Here is a 23,932-nt window from a genome sequence, read left to right as displayed (position 1 = left end):
CTACAGGACCGGATCGGGTTCGATCCCTCTGCTAAAAGCTTTCAGCACGGCCTATACTGAGTCACGTCTTCCGGTTTGTCAAATGATGTTCCCGGATTGTGATGGACCGACCGGATAGCATCCGCTGGAGGAGGAATCTCGATGCTGAGCAAGCGTGTGACGCTCGCCGACGTGGCTCGCAGGGCCGGGCTGTCGGTCTCCGCCGCGTCGATGATCCTGAACGGGCGCCCGGACACGCGGCTGTCCCAGGACGCGCACGACCGTGTGCACGCCGCCGCGGCCGAGCTGGGATACCGCCCCAACGTCGCGGCGCGCGGCCTCAAGACCGACAAGACGCACACGATCGCCTTCGTCTCCGACCTCGTCGCGACCACCCGCTACGCCTCCGGACTGATCACCGGGGCGATCGCCGCTGCCGAGTCCGCCGGCCACGTGATGATGGTGCTCGAGACCGGCGGCGAGCCCAAACGCGAGACAGAAGCCATCGGGGCCGCGCTCGACCGCCAGGTCGACGGGCTGGTCTTCGCGACGATGCGCGCACGAGAGCTCTTCCTCCCCGAGATCGCGTTCGACTCTCCCGCCGTGATGCTCAACGCCACCAACGCGCGCTTTCCCCGGGCCGTCCTGCCCGACGAGTTCAACGGTGGCCGGAGTGCCGTGAACGCCCTGTTCGCCGCCGGCATCCACGACGACATCGCCCTCATCGGGTACAGCGAGCGCGAGGAGAAGGAGCTCTTCCGGTCGGCCACGGTGGCGGAACGCATCGCGGGGATCCGCGCGGCCATGGCCGAGGGCGATGCGGAGTTCAGCAGCGAGTCGTCGATCTGGCTGTGGGAACCGGACGGCGGCTACGCGGCCACCAAGAAGATCCTCCGGCAGCGGAAGCGCCCGGCGGCCATCCTCGCGATGAACGACCGGCTCGCGTTCGGCGCCTATCAGGCGATCGCGGAGACGAAGCTGAGGGTTCCCGACGACATCTCGGTCGTCTCGTTCGACAACGACGAGCTCGCCGCCTACCTTCGCCCCGGCCTCACGACCGTGGCGCTCCCCCACGAGGCGATGGGTCGCCGCGCCGTCGAGATCCTCCTGGGCGATGAACCCGGCGGCCTGACGAAGGTTCCGATGCCCCTGGTGGAGCGCGACTCGATCCGAGACCCGGAGCCGGTCGCGTCCGCGAAGCGCTGACCGGTCCCGGCGCAGCACCGCCGCACTAGATCCAGCCGTTGTCGCGGGCCGTCCGGGCGGCGGTGATCCGCGAATCCGCGTGGAGCTTGGCTATGGCCGACGACAGCCGATTGCGTACCGTGCCATGCGCGAGCCCGAGGGACCGCGCGATGTCCTTGGTGGCCAGTCCTTCCGTGGTGAGCCGGAGAACATCGGCTTCGCGCGGTGTCAGGGGGCTCTCGTCTTCGGTGAGCGCGGCCGCGGCGAGTCGCGCGTCGATGTACCGTTCGCCGGAGGCGACCGATCGGATGATGTCGGCCAGCTCGGACGCCGGAGTGGATTTGGGGACGAAGCCCCGAACGTGGGCCGCGAGCGCTCGCTTCAACGCTCCCGGTCGAGCGTGCCGGGTGACGATGACGACGCGCGTTCCTTCCGAGCGCAGCTCTCGCGCAGCATCGACGCCGTCCAGTCGCGGCATCTCGAGGTCGAGGAGGGCGACATCGGGATGGTGTTCGAGCACCGCGGCGACGGCGGCCCGGCCGTCGCCGACGTCGCCGACCACCTCGATGTCCGGCTCCAGCGAGAGGAGGGCGACCAGCGCTCCTCGGATCAGCTCTTCGTCGTCGGCTATCACGATCCTGATCACCGTTCCTCCTCCCCCGCGTCCGGCGGCACGGCGGGAATGCTGACGACGAGGGTGAACGCGTCATCGCGACGTCGCGCGCTCACCGTTCCGTTCCGCGCCGCCACCCGTTCCGTGAGCCCCACGATGCCGGTACCTCCCGTGCGGACGGCTTCTGGTCTGTCGTTCGTGATCGTCAGCCGGTACTCGTCGGCAGTCGGACGGACGAGCTCGACCGTGGCCTTCGTCGCGCTGCTGTGTCTCATGATGTTCGTGACCGCTTCCCGGATCGCCACGGCGAAAACGGCTCCCAGATCGGTCGAGAGCTCCCCCGCGTCGATTCGCGCGGTGCAGTCGATCCCCGCCGATCGCAGAACGGCGGCCGCATTCCGCGCCTCCACCGCGACGGTGACCGTGCGGTAGTCGTTGACGACGGCGCGGGTGTCCTCCAGCGCGGCCTGCGCGATCGCGCGGATGTCCGCAAGCTCCGTCGCCGCGAGGGTCGCATCGCCGGAGAGCAGGCGGCGTTCGGCGAGTTCGCCTTTCAGGGCGATCACCTGGAGGTGGTGGCCTTGGATGTCGTGGAGGTCGGTGGCGAAGCGCAGACGTTCCGTCGCCACGGCGAGCTCGGAAGCCGTCCGCCGCGCCTGGTCGAGGCGCAGCACGACGCGCAGCACCCAGACGGCGCTGAGAGGAATGAGCACGATCAGGGCGAGGGTGCCGACGATCATGAGGGTGCTCGGGTCGCCTAGGGCCGGCGCGCCCGTGGCGGCCGCCGACGACTCCAGCGAGCTCGACACGCCGCCGAGAGCGAGCGCGCCGAACGTTCCGACCAGTGCGACGACGCGCCACCAGCTCGCGACGACGCACGTGAGCATCCCGCCGGCGATGGCGAGCAGGAATCCCCACCCCCACCCGGCGAACGGGGGGATCAGCGCCAGAACCCAGGTGAGGCCGGCCATCGCGAACAGCGCGAGCAGGAGCGGATGATGCGCGAACGCACGGCCGGAGGGCCTCAGCAGCAGCGGGATGACGGCGAGGGCGAGCAACGCCGTCGCGATCGTCGTCCCGACGAGGAACGCCGTGCGCGGCTCCGGGTCACTCGCCGTCCCGAGGACGAACTGCAAGAAGCACCCGATGAGGACGAGCACCGCGAGGGATGCTGCCGTCAGGCCGCGCATCCACCGGAGATCCGTGCCGGAGCTGCGGTGGATGCGCGCGGACCCGTCCGTCATGTCGTCAGCGTATCGGGAGAGAATCCAGGAACGCCGTGGTGTCCGTTCCGATCTCGGCCGATCGGGTGTGGTGCAGGTAGTGCTCACCCTCCAGCACGATGACCTTTCCTCGTTCGACGGTCGCCGCCTGCTTCTCGTGGAGGGCGAGCCAGCCGGGGACGTCCTGGTCGTCCCGCCTCACGAAGAGCAGGACGGGCAGCGACGCCGGGAACGTCATGCTCCGCACCGAGGCGAAGTTGGCGGCGGTCCGGTTCATCTCGTCGAGGAGCGTCGGCTCGGTCGAGTTCTTCGTGGTCAGAAGTCGCATCTGCTCCTTCGTGTGCTCGTCGTACGGCATCCCGGCGTACGGATCGCCGGACACGGCCGCCAGGACGCGGAGGATGCCGAGGTCGCGAAGGGCGGCGAGGCCATCGGTCGGGGCCGGCTCATCCCAGCCGGGCTGACCGGGGACACTGCTGTCGATCCCCACGAAGGCGATGAGTTCATCCGCGTACAGGGAGCTGCACTCGAGGGCATAGATCCCGGCGATCGAGTGCCCCATCAGCACGTAGCGGTCGACCCCGAGGTACCGCAGCGCCTCGTGCACCTCTCTGGCGATGTTCTTCGCGGTGCGAGGGCTGCTGGTCTGGTCGCTCAATCCGGTGCCGAACGGTTCGACCGCGATCACCCGGTACTTCTTGTCGAGCTCGGAGATGAGCGGCTGGAAGTCGAGCGCAGGTGCCGCAGTGCCGAGGCCGGGGAGCAGAACGATCGTCTCCTGCCCCGTCCCGGTGTCGACCACGTTCATCTTCTTGCCGTCAACGGGGACCTTCTCGCCGTACGGCGTGATCGCCGCGAGGTCGGACGGCGTCGCCACGGCGTTCACGATCGACGTGGTCGTGAGCAGCAGGACGGGAAGCGCCACGATCGCGCCGATCGTCAGCAGGGTGATCTTCACGCGTTTTCGCACAGGGTTCTCATCTCGGGAGGGCGGCTCGGAGTCCGCGGTTTCGTCGTCCCTCCATCCCAGCGAACGTGCGAAGGCGGCGAAAGTGCCCTGATGTCACGCGCGCGAGTGACAGATGTCACGGTGCGGGAGCCTCCCGGTTCGCACTACTGCGGCGGCCGCTTCCTCGGGTGCTGGCTTGCGTGGTGGAGCTTCGAGTGCGCCCGGTGCACGCGGAAGGCGTCGGTCAGGGCCAGGCTCACGGTCAGTGCCGTGATGCTGAGCACGATGGCGAGCGGGATGAGAGCGCGGAGGTCGAGGTCGTTCATGCGTCACCCCGCCGTCTCAAGAGCGAGCGGAGACCGAGTCGGCCCTGGTCGAGGGACTGCACGGGAACGGGCTCGGGGTCCTCTGAACGCCAGGAGGCTTCTTTGATGCCGTCTTCGAGGGAGATCTGGGTGATCACGCTGTCGAGCAGCGCCGGGGCGGCGCCTTCGATGAGGACTTCGGCCTCGAGCCGGGAGAGCTCGTGACCCTTCTCCGTGGTGGCGTCGAGGTGGCTGCTCATGGCGTGGACGATGATGTCCGGTTCGCTGAGCAGCTCGCTCAGGCGCGAGCGCACCTCGGGCTCCCGCGCGTCGTCGACGAGCACGGTGAGCGCGTACGCGCCGATGGTGTCGGTCTTGGCCACGGGCGCCCGGTCGACCAGCCGGCCCAGCGGCCGGAGCAGCAGGTGGATGGCCAGCACGATCCCCGTGGTGGTGAGCGCGGGGACCACGTGGCCGCCGGCGGCCTGGCAGCCGACGGCGGCGGAGCACCACAGGGTGGCCGCGGTGTTGAGTCCCTGCACGGTGAACCCCTGCCGCAGGATCACACCACCGCCGAGGAAGCCGACACCCGAGACCACGTATGCGGCGATCTGCAGCGGCGCCTGGGGCACGTTCGCCTGGATGCCGAACAGGACGAACGCGGCCGCGCCGACGGCGACCAGTGATTGGGTGCGGAGCCCGGCGGTGCGGGAACGGTACTGACGCTCCAGCCCGATGAGCAGGCCGCATCCGCCGGCGAGCAGCAGGCGCAGCAGGTAGTCCAGGTCGGTGAGGTTCACGGTTCTGCTCCTTCAGGCCTCAGGCGGGTTGCGGGTCGCGTGGTTCCGCGATCAGGGGGTGCGGGTACGCCCGCGTTCGCGCCAGTCGTCGGGGATGGACTCTTCGAGGGCGTCGTCGACGGTGATGATGCCGACGAGTTCGCCGTCATCCGCGACCACGGGCACCGACAGCAGGTTGAAGTCGGCCATGGTGTTCACGACGGCGACGGCATCGTCCGACGGGGCGACCGCGACCGGCTCGGGCTCGGCGATCTCGCTGACGGGTGCCTGCGGGTCGGCGCGGAGCAGCTGGAGGAGGCCGACGGCGCCGACCAGGCGGTTCTCGGCGTCGACGACATGGACGGTGGTGAGCGCCTGGTCCTGGATGCGCGCGGCGCGCACCGCCTCCACGGCGTCGCGGGCGGCGGTGTCGGGAGGGACGGCCAGGTACTCGACGCCCATCATGCCGCCGGCGCTGCGGTTCTGGTAGTGCATCAGCCGCAGCACGTCCTGCCGTTGCGGGGCCGGCAGCGCGTCCAGGACGGCCGTACGACGATCCTGCGGGAGCTCGAGGATGGCGTCGACGACATCGTCGGCGTGCATGCGGCTCAGGACCGCCGCGATCTCCGCGGTGCCCCTGCTCCTGAGCACGCGGGCCTGCTCGTCGTCGTCGAGCTCTTCGATGACGTCCGCTTCCAGTTCGGGGTCGCCGTGCAGGTGCTCGAACAGGTCGGCGCGCTCGCTCTGGGTCGCCGATTCGATGACGTCGGCGATCTCTGCGGCACGGAGACCGTCGAGCCGACGGAAGCGTGATCGCAGCGCCACCGACGGTGCGTGACCGATCAGAGCGTCGAACGACGTCCAGTCGCGGACGGGATGGTCGCGTCGACCACGCCACAGCGGCGCGCTGACGTCGACCCCCGAGGCCACCCAGCCCTGGCCGTCGTGTCGGATGGCGATGTCGTAGGCGCGGACCAGCCGGGCGTGCTCGACATCGACCAGACGGTGTCCGAGCACGGCCTCCTTCAACAGCACTTCGCCGGGCCGCCGCTCGAACGGCCGGAGGTCGAGGCGGGCCGTGCCGAGGGTGATCGACCCATCGCCGAGCTCCGTGATGCTCTCGGCCGGGACGAACACGGATCGGCCGCCGACCCGCGCCACCAGTCCGGTGACGGCAGGGTAGCCTTCGGGTCCGAGGCGGACGATCAGGTCGGCCAGAGCGCCGATCTGGGTGCCGTGCCCGTCGCGGATCGGCCCGCGCAGCAGGCGGGAGAGCATCACCGTGGTGTCGGCGGTGGTGACTGCGTCGTTCATGACTTCCACGTCCTTTCAGCAGAATTATGCGGGAGAGCGGGTCAGTGGCCGAGGGCCAGTTGCACCACCCGGACGATGACCAGGATCATCGCGATCAGCAGGTACCCGCGGAGGACGCTGAGCCCGAGCCGGCGCCCGGTCGAGAGCTTCGGGGGGTTCAGCAACGCCAGGGGTGGCATCCGCCAGCCGGCCCGGTCGCCGCGGGCGACCGCCGGTGCAGCCGGGGCCGGGTGCCGCAGCCGCCAGATGCCGAAAGCGACACCGACCGCCACCGACAAGGCACCTCCCGCGGCGAGGATCAGGACGATCTGACCGCTCGTGATGCTCGGGAAGATCACACTCGCCGTCAGGACCAGCGACAGGATCACGAGCACCGCGATCACCGCGGAGGTGAACACGTTCAGCCAGCGCCCGTTCACCCACGGCCCCAGCACTTCCTTGTCGTTGCACAGCAGCAGCAGGAACACCGTCGCCGACGGCAGCAGCACTCCGGCGAGGACCTGCACGCCGACGGTGATCAGGCCGAGCGGGCTGCCCGGGAGCACCACCACCGCGGCGGCCACGAGGAGCAGCCCGGCGAACACCGCGTAGAACCCCTTCGCATCGCGGACCTTGCGGTGCAGGGAGTGCTTGAGCCCGAGGGTGTCGCCCAGCGCGTACGACGTGGACAGGCCGACCGCGGCCGCACCGATGATGGACGCGTCGATCAGCGCGATAGCGAACAGGATGCCGGCGACCTTCCCGACGTACTTTCCGATCCCGGCGGCGACTCCGGCCGCGTCGGTGAAGTTGCCGAATTCGGGCTGCCCGGCGAAGACCGCGGCCGGGACGGCCATGAGGATCGCGCCGCCGATGACCACGATGACGATCCCCACCCACAGGTCGACCTTCTCGTAGGGGATGAACCGGGGAGTGATGCGCTTGTCGATGATGTATGACTGCTGGAAGAACAGTTGCCACGGCGCCACGGTGGTGCCGACGATGCCGATGATCAGCAGCATCACCGTCGACAGCTCCGCCCCGGCCGGGAGCCCCGGAACGAAGAACCCGCGCGCCACCTCGGTGAGCGACGGGTGCGCGAGGAACGCCAGCGGGACCAGGATGAGCGACCCGAAGATCAGGAACATGCACAGCCGTTCGAACCGCCGGAACGATCCCGTGGAGGCCGCAGCGATGATCACCACGGCGGCGATGATGACGCCGGGGATCTGGGGCAGCCCCAGGTAGCTCAGCCCCAGGCTGATCCCGATGAACTCGGTGACGATGGTCAAGGCGTTCAGCAGGAACAGGTCGATGACGCTGAACGCGCCCCAGAACTTCCCGAACCGCTCCAGGATCAACCGGGCGTGACCCACCCCCGTCACCGCCCCGAGCCGCAGCACCATCTCCTGGTTCACGTAGAGCACCGGCACCAGCAGCAGGAGCGTCCACAGCAGGCTGTACCCGTAGTTCTGACCGGCCTGCGTGTAGGTGCCGAAGGCACCCGCGTCGTTGTCGCCCACCATCACGATCAGTCCGGGACCCACGATCGCCAGAAGCGTCTTCAGCTTCGCGGACAGTTTGGTCCGTGCAGCGTCGTCTCCGACGGGGATGGTGCCGAAGGCACCCTGGATATCGCCGACGTGCGCCGAATCGAGGACGGCGTTCTGCGGGGGCGGGGTCTGCATGGTCGAGGGCATGGCGAATCGCTTTCTCTTCGGCGGCGCGCGGGGAATCGGCGCGCGCCGTCGCGGGCACGAGCAGGAAAGGTGGCCGCGTTCGGCGGCCGGAACGGGTCGGACGGACGCGTTCAGAGCAGGGAGGAGGGAGCGATCGGCTCCCGTCTATCGCACTCGCTCATCGCTCACCTCCCAGTCCGCGTTCCGCTGCCTCCAGGACCGCCGAGACCGGCGGCGCCTCTCCACGTAAGACCTTTGGCACTCCGCGACGTCACCCGGGAACCGGGAGCCAATCGGGGCCACCCCTTAAGCCGGGGAGACCTGTCCTGACCCGTGGCGTCTCTCGACATTTGGGGTCGCTGGCATGTTTTCGCGAAGGAGCCTCAGCTAACGATCGGCACCTACGAACGTGATGTTACTCCGAAAATCGCCTATCTGCATCTATGTGCAGATGAAGATCTTCGCATGTTTCGTCGAAGGTTCGGCCCCCGAATTTCGGGGCGCCAGGTCGATGGTAGGGCCGGCTCGAAGGCGTCGTCTAGCAAGCTGAGCCAGCCCTAACCTCGGGAGCGCGTGATCGGGGTCCGGCGAAGAAGACGCCCCGCGATTCCCGTGGGGCGCGGCGAGGAGCCGCGGCCCGCTCGCTTCAATCCATCGCCGGGAGGAGGCCTCGCTCGAGGAGGGCGGTTATCCGCGCCGCGACCTCGCTGACACTCCGACCACCGTTGACGAGCTCCATCCCGGAGTTCAAGAGCCCCCGGAGAAGAGAGCGATGGATCTCGGGGTCGGGGACGTCGAGGTCTCTCAAGAGCGAGTCGAGCGGTGCGAGAAGCTTGTCATGCAAGAGCATGATGTCCTCCTCCCTGCTCGGCGAAAGCCTCGCCCGTTGAAGAATCGCAGCGATGTCGTGCTTGCCGTCCGCCGTCAACCGAAGCGTGGTCTCCACCACGGCACGCAGACGATCCGTCGGGGTGGGCTTCGACAGAGCATGCGAGAGCTCCGCCTCCCACTCGCCGAACGCGTCGACGGCGACTGCCGCCAACGCGTCGTCTCGCGAGGCGAAGTACTCATAGAAGCTGGAGCGGGCAAGTCCGGCCCGCTCTGCCACAGCCCGCGGCGTGACCTGTTCCAGGCCCGAGGCGACGAGGATCTCACCGGCCGCCTTCAGTATCGCCGCGCGTTGAGCCGCGCGATGCTCGCCGACGGTCGGCGCGGAAATCTTCGGCACCGCTCCATTATGCCCAGGGCAATCTTACCGACAGGGTGTCGGTATAGTTGGAAGTGCAGGCGAACGACGCCCTCACGCCCGGGCTCCTGTATCGATGCACTGCAACAGGCAGGCAGAAAGAACCGGCCACCATGCCCACTGGACAATCCACCGCGCCGATCGCGACGAACACCGCACGATCGCCTGTCACTCCGCGACGCGTCTACCGCGCCGTCGCCATCGCCGAGTCGATAACGTGGTCGCTGCTGATCGTCGGGATGGTTCTGAAATATGCGGCGGGACTCGGTGCCACGCCCGTTCTGATCGCGGGTTCGATCCACGGGTTCGTCTTCATCACTTACGCTCTCTTGGCCGCTCTCATAGGCGTCAACCAGCAATGGGGACCGTCGCGTATCGTTGCCGCCGTGGCTACGGCCGTCGTGCCATACGCGACGATTCCGTTCGACCGGCACTTGGAACGACGCAATCTGCTCGACGGCGACTGGCACCGCGAGGCGACCGGAAGTCCCCGTGATCACGTGTGGACGCGCCGATTCCTCCGCTGGCTCGTCAGGCATCCGCGCACCTTCGTCGCACTCTTCATCCTCGGTGTGATCGTCATCATGTCCGCCCTGCTGCTCATCGGGCCTCCCGGCGGATGGGGCACGAAGTAGAGCGCTTCCGCGAACAGAGCGCCGACTGGCCGAGCAAGAGCTCGAGCCGCACCCCGGGGACCGCGCGGATCAGTCGGCCTGAATGGCGTCATCGATGCTGGCGGCCGTGACCTCGATGGCGGCGTCGGGGAGGCCGGCCCGGTCGGCCCACGTGCGCGACACTGCGTAGACATCGCGGCATACGACCGCGGTGGCGAAACCGCTGTCGACACCGATACGGATCGCGACGCGGTCGTCGCCCACGGCGATCCGTTCGCCCGGTGTCGATGCGCCGGTCACCGCCCCGATCGCGGTGCCCACCCGGGAGGCAAGCGTGCCCGCCGGATAGAGCCGAGACACACCTGACACGGCGATCACCTCCGCCGCGAGCGCGGCGACCGAGGCGGGATCGGTCGGGGTCATGCGGGACCTCCATCGTCGCGACGCTCATCGCGTACATCCGTCACTGTCACGTCCACCGATTCGATCGCCAACTCGGCGTGCCGTGCGAGCTCAGCCGCCACGGCCTCGCGCACGCGGGTCGCCACCTCGGCGAGCGGTTCGCCGAATCTGACCGAGATCTCGATGTGCACCGCCACTGGCGCGCCGGGGGTCTCGATCTCGCCGTCGAGTCGGCAGCGACCCACGAGGACACCGTCGATGCTGTCGCCGACGCTGCGGATCAGCGCGCGCACAGCCCCTTCCGTGAGGCCGAGGTCGGCAGCGGGGTCCGGGTGCACCACAGGGATGCGACGTCCCGCCTTCACGTCGAGCCGGATCCCGTCGAGGATGCGGCTGACCCAGCCCTCGTCAAGCGGTGCGTTCTCCGCCTCCGCCGCGAGGGCCTCCGCCGTGGTCCGGCTGAGGCGTTCGAGCGCGGCGAGTGCTGCGCGGCACTCCGGCGAGTCGTCGATGCTCGGATCGGCCGGCCTGCGCCCGCGCGCAAGGTAGTCGCTCAACTCGTCGAGGGTGTGTCCGTCGATCCGGTCGTCGCCGGGCAGGAGGGGGTCGGTCATCGCCAGTCCTCCATCGCGTCGAGCAGCCTCCTGCGGCCACGTGCGAGTTGCCCCCGCACGGTGGAGGCGGGGATGCCGAGCTCGGCTGCGATCTCTTCATAACTGTACTGTCCGACTTCTCGGAGCACCCAGCATCTCCTCTGCAGCGCGGGCAGCTCGTCCAATGCTCGGGTGAGCGCTTCGCGGGCGGTGCGGACCTCCGCAACGTGTTCAGGACCTTCGCTCGGAGGTGTGGGCGTGTCGAGCTCCGTGACGTCGTCGTATTCATGTCGTGCGCGGATGCGGTCGATGCAGCGACGGCTGAGGATCCTCATCAACCACGCCTTCACCGCCCCGCCGTCGCCGAGCTCGCCCAGTCGTTGCCACGCGGTCACGAACGTCTCCTGCACGACGTCGTCCGACTCGTAGGTCGATCCCAGCATCCGCGCGGCATACGCACGCATGAGGGGCGCGTGCCTGCGCACGAGCACTTCGAAGGCGGCCTCGTCGCCATGCGCCGCGCGGTCGGCCAGCGTCGCGTCGCTCGCCTCGAGGAGTGCGCGGTGCGGGGATCGACTCACCGCGCCTCCCTCCCCCGGGCGTGAACGACTGCCCTCTCTGACAGTATCGGATCCCCTGCTAGAAAGGTGAGTAAATAGCCACGCTAGCTAAATCAGCAAACTCCCAGCCAGCGCACGTGACGAATACCGGCGGCCACACGTCCAAGGAGCACGGGTCGCAGGAACGGCCCGACCGACACGAAAGGACGCACCACAATGGCGAACACCACACCCACCATCCCCGCCGACGCAGCCCAGGGCAAGACCGTCATCAACGATGCCGTCGTCGCCAAAGTCGCCGGTATCGCGGCTCGGGAGGTGCCCGGCGTACACGCCCTCGGTGGTGGCGCCGCGCGCGCCCTCGGAGCCCTGCGCGACGCGATGAACGCGACGGACCTCGGGCAGGGCATCAGCGTCGAGGTCGGTGAGACGCAGGTCGCGGCGGACGTGACGATCGTCGCCGAGTACCCGGTGGCACTCCAGAAGGTCGCGTCGGATGTGCGCGCCGCCATCGCCCAGGCGATCGAGCGGATCGTCGGGCTGGAGGTCACCGAGGTCAACGTGACAGTGAACGACGTCTACGTCCCCAGCGACGACGACGACGACCAGGAGGCGCGAGTTCAGTGACCACCGCACGATTCGGAGCGATCGTCGGCGGCACCCTCGCTGTCGTCTGGGCCGCGTTCGGGTTCTGGGTGTTCGTCGGCGTGGCCGCGGCCACGTTCGTCGGCTATCTGATCGCCCGCGTCCTCGGCGGCGACGTCGATCTGGCTCGCGTGGCCGATGCGCTGCGCGGCCGCCGCTCGTCGTCGTGAACACCGCGAAGGGGCCGAGGGGACGGGACCGTTTCGTCGGCATAGCACTCGAACACCTTGCCCGTGCCATCGCGGCCGAGGAGCTCGGCGTGGGGTACCGCGACGTGTCGGTCTCCATCCATGACGCGTCCGGTTCGCTTGCCGCGCACGTCTCGGCGCCGGTGGCTCTCCGCTCCCCTCGGATCGAGTCCCCGGGTGCGGGAGAACCTCTCCCCCGGCGGCTCACCGCCGCGAGCGCCGCCATCCGCGGCCGGCTGGCCGCTCTCACCGGACTCGAGGTCGCTCGCGTCGACCTCCGGGCCACGGGGGCGAGGATTCTGAGCAGGAGGGTCAGATGATCTCCACACGAGCGCTCATCGAGCGACGCGAGGCTCACTCACCCCGTTCGAGCGCTGCGATAGCGGTAGCCCTCGTGCTGTTCGCGACCGTCGTATGGCTCGGCACGGAAGCCGTGCTCTCCCTGCTCGGACTCCGGCCGATCCTCATCGCTCCGCGCTCACTCGCGACGCTGATGGCCTCGGCCAGTGGTGCACCTGCGTGGCTGCTCGTCGCCGTGTCGGTCGTCGCAGCGATCGTCGGCGTCACGCTCCTTGCGCTCGCCGTGCTGCCCGGCCGGCGCCCACGTCGGCCGCTTCGGGCTGAGCACGCCGCCGTCATCGCGGACGACGCGATGATGGCGTCCGCCCTCGCGCGACGTGCCGCCGTCGCCGCTGCCGTCGCTCCCGACGCTGTGACGGTGTCCCTGGGCCGGCGGTCCTGCACCGTACGGATCGTGCCGGTGAGCGGTCGGCGGGTCGACCGTGAGGCGGTGCGCCGCGCCGTCGCGGACGAATTCGAGCGGGCCGGCGCTGCCGGCGCCGGCAGCCTTCGACTGCAGGTCGCCGTGGAGACGACAGGGAGGGTCGGATCATGAATGGCACGAACAGGGCACTGAACCGGACCGTGCTGGCTCTGACCGGCCTGATCGTGCTCGGAGTCAGCGGCCTGGCGATTCTCTTCCTCGTCGCGCCCGCGTTCGCCAGCGCCTGGAAGACGACGTCGCACGGCGTGCTCGCGTCTCTCGACGAGCTCTTCGGGCAGCGGCTGTGGCCGTCGACCACGCTCAACGCCGCCGCCGTCGTCGCGCTCGGAGCCGCCATCGCGTTCGCCGCCCTCCTGTTGGTATTCGCGCTGCGCCAGGGGCACGGCAGAACCTCCACCGTGCTGCGCGCCACCACGGACGACGGAACGGTCGAGCTCGACGCTGCGATCTCCGCCGTGCTGCTCGAAGACCTGCTCAGCCCCGCGCCCGGAATCGCCTCGGTCGACGTCTCGGCGTACCGGGTGCGCCGCGACCCGGCGCTCAAGATCACCGTCCGCTGCCGGCGCGGAGCCTCGCCCCGCGCAGTGACGGACGCCGTCGACGAAGCCGTCGCTCGGCTCCACGCTGCACTCGGCACCCCCGTGCCGGTGTTCGCCGAGCTGACCGGCGGGTTCCGCGCCCGTCTGCGTCCCGCAGTCCGGGTCGACACCACCACGAGCTCCATCCGGTCCTCGTGATCCCCAGAAACACCGACATCGAAAGAGAGGAACAGCTATGAGCGCTGCCGACAAGATGAAGAACACCGCACAGGACCTCAAGGGCAAGGCAGAGGAGGCGATCGGCAAGCTGACCGACGACGACAAGAAGATCGCGGAGGGCAAGGCCGACCAGGCCGCCGCCAAGGCGAAGAACCTCGGCGAGGACATCAAGGACGTCTTCAAGAACTGACGGACCGCCGCGCCGTCTGTGCGCGCATCAGCCCCTATGGATTGCGCGCACGCGCACGAGAGTGCTGAGGCGAACCGAGGAGGGCCCGAGATCCCAGTGAGGTGCAGGGATCTCGGGCCCTCGACTGCCGCGGGGGCGTGGGATTCGAAGGGTAGGCCTCTAGTACGCGTAGGCGGGTGCAGTCATCGATGGCGGCATGTTGGTCGCAGCGCTTCCTCTTGCCCGGCTGGCCCAGCGGCTCGTCACCGTGCCCAACCCGTCAGGCTCGCGCGAAGTCCACGACAGATTTGATGAAGCCGGTCGGTTTGTCTCTGAGCGTCTGGAACGCGTCGTCGATCGTGGTGCGATCGAACCGGTGAGTGACGAGCGAGGCGATGTCGAGTCGTCCCGCGTTCTGGAGTTCGAGTCCGGCGGCCGTCGCGTCTCTCAGCAGTCGGCTCTCACGCACGTGGGCATTGACGACGTCGAGTGCTTTCCAGTTCCAGGTCTGCATAGGGACCTGCCGGGACCCCTGGTGGTAGCCGAGAAGGGAAAGGAGCCCGTGCGGCCGGACAAGACTGCCCGCGAGATCGAGTCCAGCTTGGCTGCCCGAGGCCTCGATCACTACATCCACGCCGTTCGACGGGTCGCTGAGCTCGTCGAAGCAGAGCCGAGCGGGCACATCCGCGGGAACGGATACCACGTCAGCTCCGTTTCGCAAGGCCACATCGAGCGCGTCCTGACGGAGATCGATCGCGTAGATCCGGGACACCGGCGAGCTCCGCAGAAGCTGGAGCATGACCAGTCCCATGAATCCGAGTCCGACGACCGCAACCGAAGCTCCGACAGGAATGGGCGTGCGGCGGTAACCTTCCACGACGCATCCGACCGGCTCAGGCAACGCAGTGAACGGATCGACGTTGCTGGGCAGAACCACCGCATCTTCGACGTCGGCGAGGGCATAGTCCGCGAACGACGAGGTGATTCTCCCACCGACGATCGTGCCGACGGGCACGCGCGAGCCGGAGCCGGCGGCCTCGACGCGGCCGACCGGCTCATGACCGATGTCGATGGGGTACCGCGCCTGCTCCCGCGCCCAGAGAGGCAGGTCGCTGGCGCAGACGCCGTTGGAGAGGACCCGGATCAGGAGCTGGTTCGGGCCCGGCTCGCCGACGTCATGCGGGAAGAGGCTGCCTGTTCCCGGAGCGATCACTTGGTACTTCTGTCCCCTGATCATCCTTTGACTCCTCCAGAGGTGACGCCTTGCACGAAATGCCTTTGAAGAAGCACGTAAACGATGAGAGCCGGCACGGTCATGATGATCGCAGCCGCCGCAAGACCTGACGTGTCGGTGCCGTGCTCACCGGTGAACAGCCCCAGGCCGGCGGGCGCTGTCTGAACGGCGTGGTCCTGGGTGAGGACGAGCGCGAGCAGGAACTCGTTCCAGCTCCAGATGAAGAACAGCACGACCATCGTCGTGATCGCCGGCCAGGCGTTCGGAACGAGGACCCGCCACAGTGTGGTCCAGGAGTTCGCTCCATCGATTCGCGCGGCTTCGACCAACGACCGTTCCGTCGCGAGGAAGCTCGCTCGCATCCAGAAGGTCCCGAAGCTGAGAAACAGGGCCGTCTCGGGGAGGACCAGTCCGGCATACGTGTTCGCCAGCCCGATGCTGCGCAGGTCGTAGTACAGCGGCACGATGGTGGCTTCGAACGGCATGAGCAGCCCGATCAGGAAGATCGTGAACAGCGCGCGTTCGCCTCGGAAGCGCATGGTTCCGAATGCGTACCCGGTCAGGATGCAGATCACACTCCCGAGCGGCACAACGCAGGCGGCGACGATGAAGCTGTTGCGCATCAGAACGCTGAAATCGGCGTTGTTCCACGCTCGGACGTAGTTGGCGAAGTCGAGAGCGCGCGGCAGTTGCAAGCCCTCGGAGGTGGATCCGAGTGGCTGGAGCGACGCCAGCACGATGCTGACCAGGGGCAGGATCGCGAGCACGCTGAAGACGATGAGAATGGCGTGCGTCGCGATGGGTGCACCGATGGGACGCCTGCGACGATGCACCGTTCGCGGTGTCGGGGCGCTGGATTCCCGTGATCGGGGAATCGAGTCGGTGGTGGTCATTCCGAGCTCCGGGAGAGGCGATTGATGAAAGTGGTCACGATGAGGATGATCACCGTGAGAACGACGGCGAGACTGGCGGCCAGCCCCACCCGCTGATTGCTGAAGGCGTCTTGGAAGATCACGTAGCCGGGCACGGACGTCGACGAGCCAGGACCTCCCTGGGTCATCAGGTAGACGAGGTCGAAACTCCGAAGGGCGGCGACGACGGTGAGCGTCAGCGCGACAGTGAGTTCCGCCCGCAGGCCGGGCAGCGTGACACTGATGAACTCGTGCCAGGAGTTCGCCCCGTCGAGCCGCGCCGCCTCGTAGAGCGAAGCGTCGATCTTCTGGACGCCGGAGAGAAAGAGGACCATGCAGAGTCCGGTGAGGAGCCAAGACCCGACGATGCCGATCGCGGGGAGGGCCCAGGTGAAACTGCCCAGCCATGCAATGTGCTGGTCGAGCCCGAAAAGCGCCAGAAACTGGTTGGCGACTCCGGTCTGGGCGTACATCCATTGCCACGCAATCGCGACGACCACCAGCGAGATCGCCTGAGGCAGGAACAGCACAGAACGATAGAACGTCATTCCGCGGACGGTACTGCGGGCGAACATCGCCGTGATCAGTAGACCGAGCCCGATCGGGATGACCGCGTAGAAGATGACGAGCACGCTGCTGTGCACGAACAGGGACCACAGGGCCGGGTCCTGGAGGATCTGGACGTAGTTCCCGAGACCGACCGGTGTGGCGGGCGTGACTCCATCCCACTGGAAGAAGGAGAAGTAGACGGTGTGCAGGAGCGGAACGATGACGAAGGCGAGGACGAGCAGGAACCCGGGCGCCAGGTAGAGATAGGCGACTCTGCGCGGCTCGCCGGGCGGAGAGCCGACAGTGCGCCGTCCCCCCGCCCGGCGGACGCGTGGCGCCCGCAGGTCATCGTGTCGAGATGCTGCGGTCATGTCGTCAACCCTTGCCGTGGTAGCCGGTCCAATCGGCCTGCATCGCTTCGAGAACCTGGGTCGGTGTCTCCTTTCCAGCGAGAAGCGATTGGAGAGCCGGGAACTCGGTGGTTCCCATCGACGGAGTACCCGAATCCAGATAGCCGCTGTTGCCGTTGGCTTCGGAGACCCGATACCAGTTCGCGAGGACGTCCTTGGCAACAGCCTTGCCGGGGGTCGTCGCACCCGGCGCGAAGGGCAGGTACCCGCCGACGATGTTGTTGTCAACACTGCTCGGACCGTACATGTAGTTGAGGAAGGCTGCCGCGATGTCGGGGTTCTTCGACTTCGAGGAGATCGTCCAGCCTTCGGAGAACCACCCGGTGGCCGGGGCCTTGTTCACCGAACTGCCGGGTAGCGTCATGAATCCGCCACGGTCGCCGAGCGCCGTGTCGAACTGCGTGCTCCGCCACGATCCGGTGATGTCGAACAGCGCGTTCCCGGCGGCGAAATCCGCGGCTCCGTCGTCTTCTTTGATTCCATTGGCGTCGCTGGAGATGTACCCCTTGTCGACCCAGTCCTTCAGCGTCGTCAGAGCCTTGGTGTTACCCGCGGTGCGGATATCCGAGCCGCTGACGCCATTGATCCAGTCGTTGAGCGAAGCCGGCGACTGGTAGTAGCTCATGAGGGTGGAGGCGATGTGGCCCGCTTGCGCTTGATCGAGATTGCCGACCTCCAGCGCGGTGATTCCCGCGTCTTTGGCTTTCTGCATCGAAGCGACGAGGTCGTCGAACGACGCGGGAGCTGAGGCGCCGATCTTCTTGAGGAGATCCTTGTTGTAGTACAGACCGACCAAGTTGCCGCCGATCGCCATGCCCCATTGCTTTCCCGCGCCGAAGGTCTTGCCGTCTGCCGAGAGCTTGAGGCCCGCCTTGATCCCGCTCGGGTACGCCGCGTTCCACCCGTACGCAGCGGAGTAGGCGTCGAGAGGTTTGAGCAGGCTGGCGCCGACCAGCCTCGGAGCCATGGCGGCGTTGGACTGGGCGATGTCCGGCGCGGAATCGGACGACATGCTGAGCGCGATCGTCTTGCCGTAGTCGGCGAACGACTTGTCTGCGCGGACAATAGTGACGTTGGGGAACTTCTTCTCGAAGCCGGCGATCGCCTGCTTGAGCGAATTCAGCATCCCGCCGATCTGATAGTCGCTGAGGTGCAGGGTCACGTTCCCCGCACCCTTGATCTGGTCGTCGGTGAGCTTGGCTCCTGCGGCTGACACCGCCGCGTCTCCTGATCCTCCCGGATTCAGGGCGCTGCAGCCGACTGCGGAGAGGCTGATCGCCGCGGCGAGCGCCGCGGCGCTCACCGCCTTGCGGCTCAGCCGTCGAGACATGGGGGACATCTTTGTGCCTTTCTCAAAATGGTGCCGGGTGATGGATGAGCATACTTATCTCGTCACTGCGTCACAAGTACAAATCGCAATCAGTGCTTTTCTCGTCCATGCGGGATAAGATGAGCGTGTAAGCAGACGAGCTCAGGTCCCCGCGCCCGGCTATATTCGTGATGTGCTTCGCGCGAAGGCGCATCCAGGACGCGCGCGGCACTTCAGGCGGCCGAATAGGAACACAGTGACATCCGAGAACTACGCCACCGGCGAGACCGGCGTCCCCGACGCCGGTGTGCTGTTCCAAGGATTCCGGGACGGCCGACCGCGCACGATCCAGGAGGTCCAACTCGTGACCGGCTTGGGCCGGACCGCCGTGGCGGTCCGCACCGACGCCCTCGTCACCGCGGGTTACCTGGTGCCCGCCGGGGAGGTCCCGTCTCGCGGTGGACGTCGCGCGGTCCTGTACGGACTCGACCCCCGCTCTCGCGTCGTCGCCGGCGTGGATGTCGGCGCTACGCACACTCGGGTCATTCTCTGCAGCCTCGCCGGAGATCAGCTCGCGGTGCGCTCCCGGCACGTCGAGTCCGTCGGGAGTCCCGACGAGAGCCTGGGCTGGGTGGTCGATGCCGTCGAAGAGTGCCTCGCCGATGCGAACCTGGAGCGAAGCGCGCTCAGCGGACTCGGGGTCGGGTTGCCCGCGCGAGTGAACTTCAGCACGGGGATGCCCATCAAGCCCGTGCTCATGCCCGGCTGGGACGCCTATGACGTCGGCGGGTATTTCCGGGAGCGGCTGACCGACGAGGTGGTCGTGGACAACGACGTGAACGTTCTCGCGGTGAACGAACGCGCGGTCTCCTGGCCGGATGTCGATGATCTGATCTACGTCAAAGTCGGGACAGGGCTGGGGAGCGCTGTTATTTCGGGGGGAATCGTGCAACGCGGCGCGGCGGGAACAGCCGGTGATCTGGGGCATGTCCGCGCACACAACTTCACGGTGCCCTCCGATCCGTCCGTACGGCCGACCGTCCTCGGCGACATCGCCAATGGGGCCGCCATGGTCGAGAAGCTCAGCGGCGACGGCCTCGACGTCTCGAGTGTGAGCGACATCCTTGCCTACGTCCAACTCTCTGAGCCCCGCGTCCTCGAACACCTCCGGAATGCCGGCCGCGCACTCGGCGAGTCCCTGGCCGATGTCGTCGACATGCTGAACCCGTCGGTCATCGTCCTCGGCGGAAGACTCGGAATGGAAGGCGATCACCTCATCGCCGGCGTGCGCGACGCTGTCTACCGGCTGTCTCTGCCCGCGGCGACCCAAGACCTGCAGATTGTGAGATCCCGGGCCGGCGTCACCGGAGGCGCCTTCGGCGCGGCACGACTGATTCTCGATCGGATTCTGGCGCCGGCCGCGGTCTCCGCCGCCGTCTCCGCGATCTAGGATCCGGGCTCTACGGCCGCTCTCTGGGACGCCACCCGGGAGCCGTGATCTCCCCCGACCCGCGGGCGATGAGTCGGGTCGGAACCACCACGCGCTCGGGAGCGCCGTTGTCGCCCTCGATCCGGCGCAGCAGGATAGCGGCAGCGGTCGAGCCGATGAGGTCAGGATCCTGTGCCACGGTGGTGATCCCGGGGGTGAGCAGCGTCGCGTACTCGAGGTCGTCGAATCCCACCATGGCGATCCCGTCAGCGAGACCATGTCGTCGAAGCTCTGCGATGACTCCTTTGCTGATCACGTTCTGAGCGCTGAACACTGCCGTCGGCCGGTGCGTTGTCAGCAGGTTGGCGAGCTGAGCACTGGCGTCCGACGCCGACGTCACGCCCTGGACGATGATCGCCTGGTCCAATGGGACGCCGGCTTTCGCAAGCGCGCGGGTGAACCCGGCCAGACGTTCGGACTCCGTGAACACCCCCTCTCGCTCCCCGAGGAACGCGATGCGTGTGTGCCCGTGATTCAGAAGCTGCTCGGTCGCGAGCTCGGCGCCGAGGCGGTTGTCGCTCACGACGGAGTCGACGGGTGCCCGTGGTGGGGTGCGGTCGATCATCACGATCGGGATCCCCTGCGCATGAGCTGCGCGGGCCACGCGCTCGCCGTCATCCGCCGGGGCGACGATCAGCCCATCGACGCGCCGCTGCATGAACGCGCGAGCGATCTCATCGACGCGGTTCTCGTCGTTGTCGACGCTCGCCGCCAGTACCGCCACGCGATCGGCGGCCGCGCTGCGCTCGACGGCTCGGGCGATCGCTCCGGAGAACGGGTTCGCGAGATCCTTCACGAGCAGTCCGACCGTGAACGTCCTCCGGCTGCTGCGGCGAAGGCTCCCCGCGTAGATGTCGGCCTCGTAGTTCAGGGCCTTGACCGCGGCGCGCACACGCTCCTGCAGGATCGTCGACACTCCCGGCTCGCCGTTCACGACCCGGGAGACGGTCTTCAGGCCCACCCCGGCGAGCTCGGCGACCTGAGTCATGGTCGCTCGCCCCTGGCGCGTCGGCGCGGCGGATGGTTCACGAGAACGAGTCACACCACCGATACTAGCGGATACGGACTTGACATAGTTGTCATCAAAGCGCTTGCTTCTCAATAAAAACATGGTTGACAACCTTGTCAAGATTGCCTACTGTCGCTGTATAACCCACGCAAGGAAGCGAGTCAATGGTCGACAATCCAGCCAACGCAGCCGCCCCGGATGCGTCCATCGCGATCTCCGCAGAGCACGTGTCGAAGCGATTCGGCCATGTTCAAGCCCTCGTCGACGCATCGGTGCGCGTGCACCGGGGAGAGGTCGTCGCCCTACTCGGCGACAACGGTGCCGGCAAGTCCACGTTCCTCAAGTCATTGATGGGCATCCACGCCCCCGATACAGGCCGGATCGTGATCGACGGCGAGCCGGTGCAGCTCACAGGCATCCGCGACGCGCAGGAGCGCGGTGTCGACAGCGTCCACCAGGACCTGGCATTGGCTCCCGACCTGTCCGTGGTCGACAACATGTTCCTCGGTCACGAGCGATTCGTCCGCGGGCCCGGACGCGCACTCGGTGTGCTCGCCCGCAAGGAGATGGAGGAGATCTGCGACGCTGCGCTCACTGACCTCTCGATCAAGCTGCCGTCTCTTCGGGTGCCGGTGAGCGAGCTCTCCGGCGGCCAGCGCCAGGGTCTCGCCGTCGCCCGGGCTGTCATGTGGTCACGGACGGCCGTCCTCATGGATGAGCCGACCGCGGCGCTCGGCGCCCGGCAAAGCGAGATCGTATGCGAGCTCATGCGAACGGTGGCATCGCGGAACCTCGGCGTGCTCGTCGTTTCACACGACCTCCCGCGCATCCTCAAGGTCGCCGACCGAGTGACCATCCTCTGGCGCGGACGCACTGCACTCGACGCGCCGGCGAGCGAACTGACTGTTCCGGACTGCGTGGCGGTCATGGTCGGCTATGGGATGGACGCGGCATGACCGCCCAGCAGGCCGCAGCCGTACAGCCCGTCGACGACCGCGCGATCACGAGCCAGCCGCGCTGGAAGACCCTCTTGTCAGTCAACTGGCTCTGGCTGCTCGCCTTGAACGTCGGGATGATCCTCCTCTTCGGCGCGCTCTCCCCCGGCAATGTCTTCTGGAGCGTCGCCAGCCTTCAGTCGCTGCTGCTCAACGGCACAGAGACGCTGCTCCTGGCGCTCGCGATCACCATGCTCCTCGGCGCCGGGCTCATCGACATCTCCGTCGGCGCGAACCTGGTCCTTTCGTCGGTGATCGGGGCGGCCGCCATGAAGGCGCTGTTCGCGGCTCAGCTTCCGCCAGCCCTCTCCGTCGCGACGGGCATACTCGTCTGCCTCCTGTCCGGCATGGCCTTCGGCGCGGTCAACGGGTTCATCGTCTCGACGCTCGGTGTCAACTCCCTGATCACGACACTCGGCACCACCGGCGTGGGGACCGGTATCGCCCTCCTGCTCACCGGAGGGACCGACATCAGCGGGTTACCGCCGGAACTGCAGTCCTGGTTCTCACTCAACAGCGTGCTCGGGATCCCCCTGCCGGGCCTTGTCGCGGTCATTGCCGTCGTGGCGGTGTGGTTCGCCTTCCGCTACACGCGATTCGGGTCGCGGACCCTGGCGATCGGCTCCTCGGAGGCGGCCGCGTTCCGCGCGGGCATCCCGGTGAAGTCGCAGATCTTCACACTCATGATCATCGGCGGTCTGCTCGCCGGCATCGCCGGCTTCGTGGACGTCAGCCGCTACACCGCCACCGTCGTCAGCGGCCACGTCAACGACCCGCTCGCGGCGATAACGGCGGCGGTCATCGGCGGATCGCTCCTCGAGGGAGGGCGAGTCAGTGTCCTCGGCACCGTCATGGGTGCCGCCCTCAGCGTCATCCTGCTCGGCGGCCTGACCGTCATCAGCGTGTCCTCGTTCTGGCAACTCGTGATCACCGGCGTCATCCTCATCTTCGCCGTCGCGATCGATCGCCTGCGCTACCGGCGCCGCACTCAGCTCTGAGCCTGATCTCCACCCCACCCCTACCAATCGAAAGGACCCCCGATGCGATCGAAGACGATTGCCACCCTCGCCGCCACAGCCGCCACGCTGCTGGCACTCTCCGGCTGCGCCGCTGGAACCGCCCCCTCAGGCACGGACTCGGCTGCGAAGCCGAAGCTCGCACTGGTGCACGGCAACCTGAGCGACCCGTTCCAGATCAACTGGGTTTGCGGCGCAAAGGCCGAGGCCAAGAAACTCGGCGTCGAGCTTCAGGCGTACACGACTCCGACAACGGACAACCAGGCGCAACTGCAGGCCATGTCGACCGCGGTGCTGCAGAAGCCCGACGGCCTCATCCTCGACCCGTTCAACGTCGCCCAGTTCGCCACTCAGGTGAAGGGACTCATGCAGCAGGGCATCCCGGTGATCAGCTGGAACACCCTCCAGCCTTCCACCCAATGGAAGGTCGTTCAGTCGAACACCGACGGCGACCTCTTCACGAAGCAGTTCATTGACGCGGTCGGCACAGAACCCGGCACCGTCGCCGTGCTCGCGAACACTGCGGGCAACCCGGCGGAGGACAAGCGCTGGAAGCCGCTGGTGGCTGCACTCACCAAGGCGAACCCGGACATCAAGGTGGCGCCCGTGCAGTATGACAACTCGAACGTCAGCCAGGGCACCTCGATCGCGGCGGGCATGATCTCGGCCTACCCCGACCTCCGTCTCATCGTGGCGGTCTCCGGGCCGGAGACGACGGCGGCGACCGCCGCCGTGGAGGCGGCGAAGAAGACCGGGACGGTGAAGGTCTGGGGGTACAACGCGACCCCTGCGAACATCGAGGCGCTGCAGCGCGGCACCGTCGTAGCTCTCGGCGCGGAGCCCTCGGCGACCTGGGGCGCCAAGGAGGTCCAGCTGATCACGGAGTACCTCGCATCGCACACGGACAAGAAGCCCGTCGAACAGGATCCGAACATCGAGCTGCTCCCGATGAAGATCGTCACCAAGGCTAATCTGCACGACGCCGCCACGGAGCCCTACGTCCTCAAGAGCTCGTGCTCTGAGTAGCCCGACACGCCGACACAAGG

Annotated in this window: 28 protein-coding genes and 1 riboswitch; of the genes, 12 read left to right on the top strand and 16 right to left on the bottom strand. The window is 67.6% G+C overall.

Going from position 1 to position 23,932, the window contains the following annotated elements:
* The first annotated feature begins 141 nt into the window (after positions 1 to 141).
* Complete coding sequence (locus JNB50_RS18130; protein ID WP_208041572.1) at positions 142 to 1,185, top strand: LacI family DNA-binding transcriptional regulator; 1,044 nt, start codon at positions 142 to 144, stop codon at positions 1,183 to 1,185.
* A gap of 25 nt (positions 1,186 to 1,210) precedes the next feature.
* On the opposite strand, the gene JNB50_RS18125 is transcribed toward JNB50_RS18130, so the two are convergent.
* From JNB50_RS18125 to JNB50_RS18090, 8 genes are all read right to left on the bottom strand, one after another.
* The gene (locus JNB50_RS18125) at positions 1,211 to 1,810 is read right to left on the bottom strand and encodes a response regulator transcription factor (RefSeq protein WP_208041571.1); all 600 of its coding nucleotides are present in this window, start codon (positions 1,808 to 1,810) and stop codon (positions 1,211 to 1,213) included.
* Complete coding sequence (locus JNB50_RS25835; RefSeq protein ID WP_208041570.1) at positions 1,807 to 3,021, bottom strand: histidine kinase; 1,215 nt, start codon at positions 3,019 to 3,021, stop codon at positions 1,807 to 1,809. Before JNB50_RS25835 ends, JNB50_RS18125 begins: the two co-directional genes overlap by 4 nt.
* 4 nt (positions 3,022 to 3,025) lie before the next feature.
* Positions 3,026 to 3,970 (bottom strand): alpha/beta fold hydrolase, encoded by a 945-nt coding sequence (locus JNB50_RS18115; RefSeq protein WP_208041569.1) that lies wholly within the window; start codon positions 3,968 to 3,970, stop codon positions 3,026 to 3,028.
* Between the two features lie 143 nt (positions 3,971 to 4,113).
* The gene (locus tag JNB50_RS18110; protein WP_208041568.1) at positions 4,114 to 4,275 is read right to left on the bottom strand and encodes a hypothetical protein; all 162 of its coding nucleotides are present in this window, start codon (positions 4,273 to 4,275) and stop codon (positions 4,114 to 4,116) included.
* A complete protein-coding gene (locus JNB50_RS18105; protein WP_208041567.1) occupies positions 4,272 to 5,054 on the bottom strand; it encodes an MgtC/SapB family protein in 783 nt (260 codons plus the stop codon). The genes JNB50_RS18110 and JNB50_RS18105 overlap by 4 nt, the downstream gene beginning before the upstream one ends.
* 51 nt (positions 5,055 to 5,105) lie before the next feature.
* A complete protein-coding gene (locus JNB50_RS18100; RefSeq protein ID WP_208041566.1) occupies positions 5,106 to 6,347 on the bottom strand; it encodes a magnesium transporter MgtE N-terminal domain-containing protein in 1,242 nt (413 codons plus the stop codon).
* A 41-nt stretch (positions 6,348 to 6,388) separates the two neighbouring features.
* Positions 6,389 to 8,026, bottom strand: a complete 1,638-nt coding sequence (locus tag JNB50_RS18095) for an Nramp family divalent metal transporter (RefSeq protein ID WP_208041565.1) — start codon at positions 8,024 to 8,026, stop codon at positions 6,389 to 6,391.
* A gap of 212 nt (positions 8,027 to 8,238) precedes the next feature.
* Positions 8,239 to 8,407, bottom strand: a riboswitch (M-box (ykoK) riboswitch).
* A gap of 244 nt (positions 8,408 to 8,651) precedes the next feature.
* Positions 8,652 to 9,233, bottom strand: a complete 582-nt coding sequence (locus JNB50_RS18090; protein WP_208041564.1) for a TetR/AcrR family transcriptional regulator — start codon at positions 9,231 to 9,233, stop codon at positions 8,652 to 8,654.
* A gap of 131 nt (positions 9,234 to 9,364) precedes the next feature.
* On the opposite strand from JNB50_RS18090, the gene JNB50_RS18085 reads away from it, so the two are divergent.
* Positions 9,365 to 9,886 carry a DUF3817 domain-containing protein gene (locus JNB50_RS18085; protein WP_208041563.1) on the top strand — a complete coding sequence of 174 codons (522 nt, stop codon included), beginning with the start codon at positions 9,365 to 9,367 and terminating at the stop codon, positions 9,884 to 9,886.
* 69 nt (positions 9,887 to 9,955) lie between these two features.
* On the opposite strand, the gene JNB50_RS18080 is transcribed toward JNB50_RS18085, so the two are convergent.
* From JNB50_RS18080 to JNB50_RS18070, 3 genes are read right to left on the bottom strand one after another with little or no spacing between them, the layout of a single operon-like run.
* Positions 9,956 to 10,288, bottom strand: coding sequence for a hypothetical protein (locus JNB50_RS18080; protein WP_208041562.1), 333 nt, complete (start codon positions 10,286 to 10,288; stop codon positions 9,956 to 9,958).
* On the bottom strand, positions 10,285 to 10,881 hold the full coding sequence (locus JNB50_RS18075) for an Asp23/Gls24 family envelope stress response protein (protein ID WP_208041561.1): 597 nt from the start codon (positions 10,879 to 10,881) through the stop codon (positions 10,285 to 10,287). The genes JNB50_RS18080 and JNB50_RS18075 overlap by 4 nt, the downstream gene beginning before the upstream one ends.
* Entirely contained in the window at positions 10,878 to 11,441 is a 564-nt protein-coding gene (locus JNB50_RS18070) for an RNA polymerase sigma factor (RefSeq protein ID WP_208041560.1), read from the bottom strand. The genes JNB50_RS18075 and JNB50_RS18070 overlap by 4 nt, the downstream gene beginning before the upstream one ends.
* 195 nt (positions 11,442 to 11,636) lie before the next feature.
* Here JNB50_RS18070 and JNB50_RS18065 point away from each other — a divergent pair, with 195 nt between their 5' ends.
* From JNB50_RS18065 to JNB50_RS18040, 6 genes are all read left to right on the top strand, one after another.
* Positions 11,637 to 12,047 (top strand): Asp23/Gls24 family envelope stress response protein, encoded by a 411-nt coding sequence (locus tag JNB50_RS18065; RefSeq protein WP_208041559.1) that lies wholly within the window; start codon positions 11,637 to 11,639, stop codon positions 12,045 to 12,047.
* Entirely contained in the window at positions 12,044 to 12,235 is a 192-nt protein-coding gene (locus JNB50_RS18060; RefSeq protein ID WP_208041558.1) for a hypothetical protein, read from the top strand. Before JNB50_RS18065 ends, JNB50_RS18060 begins: the two co-directional genes overlap by 4 nt.
* Positions 12,236 to 12,324: 89 nt before the next feature.
* On the top strand, positions 12,325 to 12,573 hold the full coding sequence (locus tag JNB50_RS18055; protein ID WP_243768660.1) for a hypothetical protein: 249 nt from the start codon (positions 12,325 to 12,327) through the stop codon (positions 12,571 to 12,573).
* Positions 12,570 to 13,148: a hypothetical protein gene (locus JNB50_RS18050; protein ID WP_208041556.1), complete on the top strand. Its 579-nt coding sequence runs from the start codon at positions 12,570 to 12,572 to the stop codon at positions 13,146 to 13,148. Before JNB50_RS18055 ends, JNB50_RS18050 begins: the two co-directional genes overlap by 4 nt.
* A complete protein-coding gene (locus JNB50_RS18045; protein WP_208041555.1) occupies positions 13,145 to 13,774 on the top strand; it encodes a hypothetical protein in 630 nt (209 codons plus the stop codon). Before JNB50_RS18050 ends, JNB50_RS18045 begins: the two co-directional genes overlap by 4 nt.
* A 37-nt stretch (positions 13,775 to 13,811) precedes the next feature.
* Positions 13,812 to 13,985, top strand: coding sequence for a CsbD family protein (locus tag JNB50_RS18040; protein WP_208041554.1), 174 nt, complete (start codon positions 13,812 to 13,814; stop codon positions 13,983 to 13,985).
* 259 nt (positions 13,986 to 14,244) lie between these two features.
* Here JNB50_RS18040 and JNB50_RS18035 read toward each other — a convergent pair whose 3' ends face one another.
* The 4 genes from JNB50_RS18035 to JNB50_RS18020 are packed head-to-tail and all read right to left on the bottom strand — an operon-like array spanning position 14,245 to position 18,398.
* Positions 14,245 to 15,201, bottom strand: a complete 957-nt coding sequence (locus JNB50_RS18035; protein WP_208041553.1) for a zinc-binding dehydrogenase — start codon at positions 15,199 to 15,201, stop codon at positions 14,245 to 14,247.
* On the bottom strand, positions 15,198 to 16,091 hold the full coding sequence (locus JNB50_RS18030) for a carbohydrate ABC transporter permease (RefSeq protein ID WP_208041552.1): 894 nt from the start codon (positions 16,089 to 16,091) through the stop codon (positions 15,198 to 15,200). The genes JNB50_RS18035 and JNB50_RS18030 overlap by 4 nt, the downstream gene beginning before the upstream one ends.
* The gene (locus tag JNB50_RS18025) at positions 16,088 to 17,029 is read right to left on the bottom strand and encodes a carbohydrate ABC transporter permease (protein ID WP_208041551.1); all 942 of its coding nucleotides are present in this window, start codon (positions 17,027 to 17,029) and stop codon (positions 16,088 to 16,090) included. The genes JNB50_RS18030 and JNB50_RS18025 overlap by 4 nt, the downstream gene beginning before the upstream one ends.
* Before the next feature lie 4 nt (positions 17,030 to 17,033).
* The gene (locus tag JNB50_RS18020; RefSeq protein ID WP_208041550.1) at positions 17,034 to 18,398 is read right to left on the bottom strand and encodes an ABC transporter substrate-binding protein; all 1,365 of its coding nucleotides are present in this window, start codon (positions 18,396 to 18,398) and stop codon (positions 17,034 to 17,036) included.
* A 235-nt stretch (positions 18,399 to 18,633) separates the two neighbouring features.
* Between JNB50_RS18020 and JNB50_RS18015 the strand changes: the two genes are divergently transcribed.
* Positions 18,634 to 19,827 (top strand): ROK family protein, encoded by a 1,194-nt coding sequence (locus JNB50_RS18015; protein WP_208041549.1) that lies wholly within the window; start codon positions 18,634 to 18,636, stop codon positions 19,825 to 19,827.
* A gap of 10 nt (positions 19,828 to 19,837) precedes the next feature.
* Here JNB50_RS18015 and JNB50_RS18010 read toward each other — a convergent pair whose 3' ends face one another.
* Positions 19,838 to 20,854 carry a LacI family DNA-binding transcriptional regulator gene (locus tag JNB50_RS18010; RefSeq protein ID WP_243768659.1) on the bottom strand — a complete coding sequence of 339 codons (1,017 nt, stop codon included), beginning with the start codon at positions 20,852 to 20,854 and terminating at the stop codon, positions 19,838 to 19,840.
* Between the two features lie 185 nt (positions 20,855 to 21,039).
* Between JNB50_RS18010 and JNB50_RS18005 the strand changes: the two genes are divergently transcribed.
* Genes JNB50_RS18005 through JNB50_RS17995 form a run of 3 tightly spaced genes read left to right on the top strand, consistent with a single transcriptional unit; the run spans position 21,040 to position 23,912 of the window.
* Entirely contained in the window at positions 21,040 to 21,831 is a 792-nt protein-coding gene (locus JNB50_RS18005; protein WP_208041547.1) for an ATP-binding cassette domain-containing protein, read from the top strand.
* Positions 21,828 to 22,868, top strand: a complete 1,041-nt coding sequence (locus JNB50_RS18000; RefSeq protein WP_208041546.1) for an ABC transporter permease — start codon at positions 21,828 to 21,830, stop codon at positions 22,866 to 22,868. Before JNB50_RS18005 ends, JNB50_RS18000 begins: the two co-directional genes overlap by 4 nt.
* Before the next feature lie 42 nt (positions 22,869 to 22,910).
* Positions 22,911 to 23,912 (top strand): substrate-binding domain-containing protein, encoded by a 1,002-nt coding sequence (locus tag JNB50_RS17995; protein ID WP_208041545.1) that lies wholly within the window; start codon positions 22,911 to 22,913, stop codon positions 23,910 to 23,912.
* The last annotated feature ends 20 nt before the right edge of the window (positions 23,913 to 23,932 follow it).

Origin of the sequence: Leifsonia sp. TF02-11 (assembly GCF_017565305.1) — a bacterium.
In the GTDB taxonomy this organism is placed as follows: Bacteria; Actinomycetota; Actinomycetes; order Actinomycetales; family Microbacteriaceae; genus Leifsonia.
Note: the sequence above shows the minus strand (reverse complement) of the source record. Positions and strands in the feature narration are given on the sequence as shown.